7 protein-coding genes, 2 tRNA genes and 1 other RNA gene are annotated in these 6,000 nt (G+C 49.2%); 6 read left to right on the top strand and 4 right to left on the bottom strand.

The window, feature by feature from the left end; translation table 11 throughout:
* Positions 1-95 precede the first annotated feature (95 nt).
* Genes thiL through A2F46_RS08265 form a run of 4 tightly spaced genes read left to right on the top strand, consistent with a single transcriptional unit; the run spans position 96 to position 2,551 of the window.
* The gene (thiL, locus tag A2F46_RS08280; protein WP_066569126.1) at positions 96-1,070 is read left to right on the top strand and encodes a thiamine-phosphate kinase; all 975 of its coding nucleotides are present in this window, start codon (positions 96-98) and stop codon (positions 1,068-1,070) included.
* 13 nt (positions 1,071-1,083) lie between these two features.
* Positions 1,084-1,563 carry a phosphatidylglycerophosphatase A gene (locus A2F46_RS08275; RefSeq protein WP_066569123.1) on the top strand — a complete coding sequence of 160 codons (480 nt, stop codon included), beginning with the start codon at positions 1,084-1,086 and terminating at the stop codon, positions 1,561-1,563.
* Positions 1,564-1,582: 19 nt separating this feature from the next.
* Positions 1,583-1,948 (top strand): Co2+/Mg2+ efflux protein ApaG, encoded by a 366-nt coding sequence (apaG, locus tag A2F46_RS08270; protein WP_066569121.1) that lies wholly within the window; start codon positions 1,583-1,585, stop codon positions 1,946-1,948.
* A 39-nt stretch (positions 1,949-1,987) separates the two neighbouring features.
* Positions 1,988-2,551, top strand: coding sequence for a ZapG family protein (locus A2F46_RS08265; protein WP_066569119.1), 564 nt, complete (start codon positions 1,988-1,990; stop codon positions 2,549-2,551).
* A gap of 76 nt (positions 2,552-2,627) precedes the next feature.
* Here the strand turns inward: A2F46_RS08265 and A2F46_RS08260 are convergent, their stop codons facing one another.
* Together A2F46_RS08260 and A2F46_RS08255 are read right to left on the bottom strand one after the other, a co-directional pair.
* Entirely contained in the window at positions 2,628-3,446 is an 819-nt protein-coding gene (locus A2F46_RS08260) for a hypothetical protein (protein WP_066569117.1), read from the bottom strand.
* Positions 3,409-4,044, bottom strand: a complete 636-nt coding sequence (locus A2F46_RS08255) for a PolC-type DNA polymerase III (protein WP_066569115.1) — start codon at positions 4,042-4,044, stop codon at positions 3,409-3,411. Before A2F46_RS08255 ends, A2F46_RS08260 begins: the two co-directional genes overlap by 38 nt.
* Before the next feature lie 178 nt (positions 4,045-4,222).
* On the opposite strand from A2F46_RS08255, the gene A2F46_RS08250 reads away from it, so the two are divergent.
* A tRNA-Arg gene (locus A2F46_RS08250) sits at positions 4,223-4,299 on the top strand.
* A 17-nt stretch (positions 4,300-4,316) separates the two neighbouring features.
* Positions 4,317-4,391 (top strand) — tRNA-Glu (locus A2F46_RS08245).
* Between the two features lie 54 nt (positions 4,392-4,445).
* Here A2F46_RS08245 and A2F46_RS08240 read toward each other — a convergent pair.
* Positions 4,446-5,168: an SIMPL domain-containing protein gene (locus A2F46_RS08240; RefSeq protein ID WP_066569113.1), complete on the bottom strand. Its 723-nt coding sequence runs from the start codon at positions 5,166-5,168 to the stop codon at positions 4,446-4,448.
* Between the two features lie 149 nt (positions 5,169-5,317).
* Positions 5,318-5,415: signal recognition particle sRNA small type (gene ffs, locus A2F46_RS08235), an RNA gene on the bottom strand.
* Between the last annotated feature and the right edge of the window lie 585 nt (positions 5,416-6,000).

Raw genomic sequence — 6,000 nt, 5'->3', positions numbered from 1 at the left:
CCAGTGGTGGGTATTTCTTTATTTATATGGTACGTTTAGCGGTATTTAAATTTAATACCATATAAAAAATACAATATAATCAATATATTAAACAAATGAATGAATTTGATTTTATCCAGCGTTTCATGCAAGGCCAAAACGGCGATGCGCAGTTGATATTGGGTATTGGTGATGACGCTGCGATTATTCGGCCGCGGGCGGGTTACGATTTACATTTCAGCAGCGATATGTTGCTAGCAGGGCGGCATTTTTTTGATGACGTAGCGCCTGCAGATTTGGCCCATAAAATTTTAGCAGTGAATGTGTCGGACATGGCGGCAATGGGTGCAACACCGCGTTGGGCTTTATTGAGCGCGGCATTGCCTCGCTTGGATGAGCCTTGGTTAAAGGCATTTTGTGCCAGTTTGTTTGCGTTTGCCCAAGAACAAGGTGTGGTGCTCATCGGTGGCGACACCACCAAAGGTGATTACGTGTTTAGTGTAACCATCATAGGTGAAACACCCAATGGCCAAGGGCTGCGTCGCTCTGGTGCGAAACCGGGTGATGAAATTTGGGTCTCTGGGCAGCTGGGTTTGGCTGCTGCCGCGTTGCATCACCATTGGGGTTGGGTGGGCTTGCCTGACCCTATTTTTGCAGCTTGTGAAGAAAAGCGCTTGAGACCCATGCCCAGGGTGGCTTTGGGGCAGCAATTGTTACCATTGGCGCATGCGGCACAAGACATTTCTGATGGATTGGCCCAAGATCTAGGGCATATTTTGAATGCATCACATGTGGGCGCTGTATTATGGGCGGATACCTTGCCGACTTTGTCTGCGTTCCGAGGCTGGGCCAAAGGGGACGAGAGCCGTACCCAACAGTTGTATGATTGGATGCTGGCTGGAGGTGATGATTATGAGCTGGTGTTTACCGCCCCTGCAGCGGCCCACAATGCGGTGTTGCAAGCGGGCCTCAATAGTGCCACGGCGGTGGCGCAGATCGGTATGATTCAGGCAGCCACCGGTTTGACAATACAGAATAGCCAAGGCGATGTGGTGATTCTGGATAAACAAGGATTTGATCATTTTGTCTAATTACGTTCCCGTTATGCCCACTTGGAGGTGGCTAATACGCCGGCCTATTTGCTGGCTGGGTTTTGGATTCGGTACGGGGTTGGCGCCGAAAGCGCCAGGCACATTCGGTACTTTGCCCGCATTGCCTCTGGCGGCCGGTATTTTGTCGTTGCACCTGCCGATATGGCTGAATCTATTGGTGGCCATTGCCTTTTTTGTGGTGGGCGTGGTGATTTGTGCACGTACTGAAGCTGCATTGGGGCAGCAGGATTTTGGTGGTATTGTGTGGGATGAAATTTCCGCCATGCTATTGATTTTGCTGTTTATACCCATGACTTGGGGTTGGTGGTTGGCGGCATTTGTGTTGTTTCGTTTGTTTGATGCCATTAAACCATGGCCTATCCGCTGGTTCGATGCACGTATACATGGTGGCTTTGGCATCATGTTGGATGATTTGATTGCAGCTTTGATTGTATTGTTGATTTTGAAAGTGACGGGTGTGATTCTGGTCTAAGGTTGCTTGAAAGGGCAAGATGGACATATTCATCGAAGTGAAAAGCGAGTTTTTACCTCAACACAGTGATTCTATGCGCGATGAATATGCTTTTGCATATCACATCACGATTGAAAATCGAGCCGATGAGCCGCTAACACTGCGCAACCGTCACTGGGAGATCACCGATGCCCACGGCAACCTAGAAACCATTGATGGTGCAGGGGTTGTGGGTGAGGAGCCCATTTTGATGCCGGGAGATGCATTTCAGTACACCAGCGGTGCTCGATTGCACACGCCTTGGGGTCAAATGGTGGGGCGCTATGAATTTGAGCGTTTTGACGGGCAGCGCTTTTGGGCCGACATTCCGACTTTTGATTTAAAAGTATGCTTTACGTTACACTAGCGCGGCCGTGTACAAGACAAAATAGAAAAGGAGAATTGGATGAATAACACCACTTGGATGGGCTATGTGATTTTGGCCGCAATACTGGGACTGGTAGTCGGGTTGCTGCTGATGTGGTTTTTTCTGCGCAACAGTCGGAAAGACAAAGCGCAGCAGCAAGCCTTGGTGCAAAAATTCAGCGACTACCGAAACGAGGTGGATAAACATTTTGTGGATACTGCAGCGGCCGTAGATGAATTGAATCGCAGTTATCAGAAAGTGGTGGCGCATTTGAGTAAAAGTGCTCAGCAGTTGATGAGCAAAGAAACTTTGCAAGAACAGTTGGCCAAGCGGGCTGATAAGAGCATTACAGTGGCTTATTTGGCCGAAGGTGATTCTGTGGTTGAACATGCTCATGATGATTTACCACCGCCACCACCTTATACTGATGCGACAGAAGCTGAAGTCGTACCTTTAAATGGCCAGCCAGACAGAGTGCCTGATAGAGTGGGCCCAAATGCGACACCTGTTCGGATACATCCTCAAGCAGAAGGGGCGGGAAAAACCAAATCACCGCACACAGCTGCTGTCGATACCATCGATTTGCAGCAACCCAAAGCGTAATCACACACAATGATAAAACCGCCTATTCAGGCGGTTTTATCATTTCTGGCTTTCAGGCAGCCCGCCATAGATTGGATTAACGCAAAGGGCAGATGCCCTGGTGTTTTTTCAAACGGGTTTTGAATAGTTTTGGCAAACTCGCATCAAAATACCAGTGGTTTTCATCTAACTGTAAACAGCCGGCTTGGGCAGTAAGGGTAATCGGTGTGTGGTGAAACGGATCTATGTCGGTAATCGCAATTTGATGCCAAGCGCCCCAGTCACATACAGGCAGCAGTGGCGCTTGCGTCAGCACCCGTTGATTGTGGGCATCAATGGCATCATCATGACGGCAATGCCCATTACACAAGTGAGCAGCCTGACGTGGGCAGGGCTGGTGTTTACCCACGGTTTTGGGCGTGATGTCCAATACTGCGGGGCACAAACCAAAATGCAGTGCCCACTCATTTAATGCCCGTTTGGCGCCTTTGGGGTGGGCAAATAGACCATAAGGTTGGTGGTTTAAGATCCCATTTGTCAATGGCACTACATGGGCTTGCAACAGGCCAGCTTCATTGGGCGTGAATTGGATGGTTTGCCAAAAATTCACTGAATTGTGGGGAGTCGGATTGCTGATTTTGTGTTGTAAAGCATGGCGCCCTTTTAACCAATGAGCGTGCAATACGCTGGCTGCGGCGTGGAATTGTATGTGTTGAGTGTCATGCCATCGATCTGTTGCACCATCAGCACACATCAATTGACTCACTTCACTAAAAGTTTGGTCGTGCGTCAGTAGGTCGGGTAATAAGTGGCCTGGATGCTGCCAGATGGTGAGGCCAGGACTGTCGGGTAAGCTATATAGGCAGTGACGCAAGGTTTCAGGCAGCCATTCTGGGAGGTAGTGTGGTTTTACCAATTGCTGCCATTGATTGAGCCATGCTTGGGGCTTTTTTTTCTGCCAAACTTAAGCTCAAGAATTGGCTAAGCGCAACCACATCACCCATGGCGCGATGACGATCAGCTGGATCGATTTGAATGTGGAAACGCGCAATGATGCTGTCTAGGTTGTGTTTGAAATGCTGTGGATACAATTTGCGTGAAAATTGAACCGTACACAGCGTAGGGGCGGCAAAAGCGATGCCCGCTCGTGCGAACTCACGGCGCAAAAAGGTGTAATCGAATCGGCTGTTGTGTGCCACCAATAAATGACCGCGTAAAAGGGGCAAAAGCCGCTCAGCAAGGGCGCCAAAAACAGGGGCATCGGCCACCATGTCATTGCTGATGCCCGTGAGTGACGTAATGAATTCGCTGATGGGCTGTTGTGGGTTCACCAGCCATTGATGCCGCTGCCATTGGCCTTGGTATAGGCGCAGAATGGCGATTTCGGTGATGCGGTCTTGTTCAAAATGACCGCCAGTGGTTTCTAAGTCCACGATGGCGACTGGCAGTGGCAAAGTACGCAATGCCTGTGCTAATTGGATCCATTGCTGGGTTGGTTCGCGCAATTGCGGCATAGATAGATGGCCATGTGGCCGTGTTTAATCAAGTTGCTTATTTTATACCTGCATGGACTGCTTGCAAAATGGAGCAGAGTAGTTTGGACCATGGGTGGATTATTGGCATATAACGCGGGAATGCGCGTGTTCAGGCTTGACAGGATAAAGTAGGCTCCCTATAATCCACTCTCTTCACGCACCCGTAGCTCAGTTGGATAGAGTATCTGGCTACGAACCAGAGGGTCGGGCGTTCGAATCGCTCCGGGTGCACCACAGAATGCATAGTTTATGCGCCCATCGTCTAGCGGTTAGGACACTGCCCTTTCACGGCGGCAACCGGGGTTCGATTCCCCGTGGGCGTACCAATAAAAAGCCAACCTAAATTAGGTTGGCTTTTTTGCGTTCGGACGTCCTGGCGTCTAATGAATGCCCAAAACCTGAATTTGCCCGTTAACGCTTAAGCTTAATTGTGTTTCTCCGGGGGCTGTATCTTGAGTGGGGGCTGCATCAGCCACTTTGGCCATAGCGCGAGCAACCATGTATGGACGCGGTGCTGACTCAGTTTGACTGTTGCCCAAATTCAATTGCACTATTTTATAGCTGCTGCCACCTAGGCTGCGCGTGATTTGCTGAGCGCGTTGCTTGAATTGCTGCAGTGCCTGTTCGGTTAAAGCCGTTTGATGTTGCTCAAGCGTATTTTGTGCCACTGTGTATTGCACATTGGAGATGGCAGCTTGACCTTGCATTTCAGCGGCAAAGCGGTTGAGGGCATCCAAATTTTTGCTTTGTACACGAATGGTGGCTTCGTCTTGCCAGCCCGTGTCAATGCGTTTGCCGTTTTGGTATTCACTGGTAGGGTAGGCTGATCTTGACTGTAATTGGGTATTGAAGTCGCGGTGTTGTTTGGCGGCTCGCAAAACCGCATTGAGTCGCTGGGTCACTTGATTGCTAACAGTATTCCGTTGCTTGCCATTCTCTGTAATCGACAACTGCAAAACCATTTCATCACGGGTGATGGTGGCACTGGCTTCTTCATTTAAAGAAACCAATCCATAATTCAGGCTTTCTGCTTGTGCTTGGCTAACCCAGCCCAATGCGATCGTTGCCAAGCTTAAGGCTAGCCACTTTGATTTAGATTGCATGTGTTTTCTTTCGCTAAATAACGTCAAAAGCTTAGCAGAAATTAGAGTAGGGTAATGTTAGGTAGGGTAAAACCAGAACATGCCGCAAGCGTAAAGCTGATTGTTGGGCGTGTGAAATTCGTTGGGACGTTAAAACAGAGAAAATGAAGGGTGGCGAGCCAACCCCCCGGCACTGGTTGCATTAAGATGGGCTGCTCGCTTCCGCGCCTGACCCGTTGTCCTAAATAACCATGCGGGGAGACCCGCCACGGGTGCGGATTATACCGATTCTAATGGCAAAACCCAAGTATTTATTCAGACAATAGAGCAATGGGCGAAGATTGGGTGATTTTGGTTGGTGTTGTGGTAGTGTTTAGTCATGTTGCAACGGCATGAGCACGTGAGGATTGGGCGGACGTGGCGCAAGCGGGTGGTGCGACAGTGTATTTGAAGTAAAAAATATAAAGGTATATTTGGTTTCGATCAAATTGAGCACTCATGCTGGCAGCTAAGAAATAGACGATGCCCATATAGAATTGGAGATTGGTCATGAATTGGTTTCCGATTCACTGCGACGATCGCTGACGCGACCATCTGTGAATTTGAGCAAGGTCACGAACGCAAAATGATGTACAGGCTCAGATAGTTGTTTTTTATCTTTATTAAGGACAAAAAATGAAACAAAAAAATCATCAATTTAATGATTGCCAGCGCCTTGGGGCTGGGGGTTTTCACAGCGGCATGGGCCGATACCGCCGCTGCGCCGCTGGTGGAACAAGGTTTTGTCGCCGATCTGAGTGGTGACTACGCCCAAGCGCGTGCGTATTACGAGCAAGCGGCCAAACAGGGCGAT

The sequence above is a fragment of the Snodgrassella sp. CFCC 13594 genome (assembly GCF_001590725.1).
Classification (GTDB): Bacteria; Pseudomonadota; Gammaproteobacteria; order Burkholderiales; family Neisseriaceae; genus Snodgrassella.
The sequence above is the reverse complement of the archived record's forward strand: the minus strand, read 5'-3'. Positions and strand labels throughout refer to the sequence as shown.

Bases quoted from the DNA above. Each gene is read 5' to 3' on its own strand.
- A2F46_RS08265 (WP_066569119.1), top strand. From the start codon at position 1,988: ATGAATAACACCACTTGGATGGGCTATGTGATTTTGGCCGCAATACTG.
- A2F46_RS08255 (WP_066569115.1), bottom strand. From the start codon at position 4,044: ATGCCGCAATTGCGCGAACCAACCCAGCAATGGATCCAATTAGCACAG.
- apaG (WP_066569121.1), top strand. From the start codon at position 1,583: ATGGACATATTCATCGAAGTGAAAAGCGAGTTTTTACCTCAACACAGT.
- thiL (WP_066569126.1), top strand. From the start codon at position 96: ATGAATGAATTTGATTTTATCCAGCGTTTCATGCAAGGCCAAAACGGC.
- A2F46_RS08275 (WP_066569123.1), top strand. From the start codon at position 1,084: ATGCCCACTTGGAGGTGGCTAATACGCCGGCCTATTTGCTGGCTGGGT.
- A2F46_RS08240 (WP_066569113.1), bottom strand. From the start codon at position 5,168: ATGCAATCTAAATCAAAGTGGCTAGCCTTAAGCTTGGCAACGATCGCA.